The sequence below is a fragment of the Oleiphilus sp. HI0043 genome (genome assembly GCF_001634935.1).
Genome location: NZ_LWEY01001623.1, coordinates 1 through 2045 on the forward strand (window position 1 = coordinate 1; position 2045 = coordinate 2045).

General features: G+C 46.7%; 2 protein-coding genes. Both read left to right on the plus strand.

From position 1 onward, the window contains the following. Positions 1-204: 204 nt before the first annotated feature. Positions 205-1215 carry a heme A synthase gene (locus tag A3729_RS24695; protein ID WP_068634385.1) on the plus strand — a complete coding sequence of 337 codons (1011 nt, stop codon included), beginning with the start codon at positions 205-207 and terminating at the stop codon, positions 1213-1215. Between the two features lie 130 nt (positions 1216-1345). After that, the coding region (gene cyoE / locus A3729_RS24700; protein WP_068634386.1) for a heme o synthase at positions 1346-2045 on the plus strand (700 nt) is incomplete at its 3' end.

Below are 2045 nucleotides of genomic sequence, written 5' to 3' on the forward strand. Positions count from 1 at the left end.
TTTTCTCAAACACATGCTCAGGTCGAAAATAGTATTTTCATGGTCGACCCCTATAACAATCTAATGATGTATTACCCTGAGGGCGTGGAGCCAAAGCATTTAATGGAAGACTTAGAAAGGCTTTTAAAGGTTAATAAACCCAAGCTGTAATAAAAACATCTTTATTCATGATCAATACCCCTCAATAAAAATAATAGAGACGACATGAACAAACTCTTTTTCAGAATCAGCCTGGCCGCCTGTGCGCTGGCTTTATTTGTGATAGTGCTGGGCGCATACGTTCGTCTGTCTGATGCCGGATTGGGCTGTCCAGACTGGCCGGGATGTTATGGCACGCTCATTGCCCCAAGTGATAGCAATGACATTCAAGCTGCCAACGAAGCCTACCCGGAACGCCCATTTGAAGCCGACAAAGCCTGGAAGGAAATGATTCATCGTTACTTTGCCAGCACTTTGGGCTTATTAATCCTGGCAATGGCAGCTATTGCGATTAAGCGCAGAAAAGAACAAGGTCAGCAACTCACGCTTCCCCTAATTCTACTCGTAGTCGTCTGCTTTCAAGGCGCACTAGGGATGTGGACCGTCACCATGCTACTAAAACCCGCAATTGTTACGCTTCACTTGCTTGGGGGAATGTTAACTTTAGCCCTGCTTTGCTGGGCGATGCTAAGTGATCGACAACAAAAACCTGCTATCGTTTCCCGAGGCCTTAAGAACTGGGCCATATTGGCACTCGTCGTAGTCTATTGTCAGATAGCACTCGGGGGCTGGACCAGCACTAACTATGTCGCGCTTCATTGCTGGGATTTACCAACCTGCCAAGGTAAATGGTGGCCAAATACCGATTTCTCTGAAGGCTTTACAATTTGGCGAGAACTCGGTGTTGATTACGAAGGTGGTACGCTTTCGCTTGAAGCGGGTACGGCGGTTCATCTGACACACCGAATAGGAGCAGTAGTGACACTCCTAGTTGTCGGCACTTTTGCCCTTTTCCTGTTACGATTTTCAAAAGGCCCAGGCCAGCAAGGCACAAGAAACTTAGCCATTTTACTGTTAGTTCTCTTGTGCGNACAGATAAGCTTGGGCATATTGAATATCATACTGGTTCTTCCAACTGCGATAGCTGTCGCACATAATGGCGGTGCTGCATTATTATTGTTGACTATCGTCGCAATTAATCGGAAGCTAAGCACTGATAAACAAAAAAATACCTAGCATCTACGCTCAGTTTTCTTAAACAACGGTTCATAAAAGCTCAGGCAATGCTAGAAGAAAAACAACAAGGCATGTTTTATACAGCCGTTGTCTTGTGTGAAGAATATAAAAACAACAAAGAGAGTTCACAATGGCAAACACTACCGCACTTGCACCCGCAAGCGCCATATCATGGCGCCAGTACCTCGAGCTTTGTAAACCCAATGTGGTTTTACTTATTGTTTTTACCGCCATCGTTGGGATGCTTTTATCCTCCCCTGGCATGGTGCCCCTCGACACCTTATTCTTTGCCTCACTCGGCATAGGTATGGCTGCAGCTTCTGGCGCTGCAATCAATCACTGGGTGGATCAAAAAATTGATGCCACGATGGAGCGAACCAAGGGACGCCCCATTCCGACTGGAGGCCTGTCATCCAAGGCAGCTCTGAGTTTTGCGCTAAGTTTGTGCGTACTCTCTATGGCGATTTTACTTGCGACAACGAACCAGCTTACCGCGCTACTAACCTTCATCTGCGTTATTGGCTATGCGGTCATCTATACTATGTTTCTTAAACGCTCTACCCCGCACAATATCGTTTGGGGTGGTGCTGCCGGTGCTGCACCGCCGATTCTTGGCTGGGTCGCGATGACGGGTGAAGTTAACACCGAGGCCTTGTTATTATTTCTCATTATCTTTATTTGGACGCCACCACATTTCTGGGCACTGGCCATTCGCCGTCGCGATGATTATGCAAAAGTTGATGTCCCTATGCTTCCGGTGACTCATGGCATTCCTTTCACCAAGGTACAGGTATTACTTTATACTTGTATGCTTCTTGCCGTTACGCTGA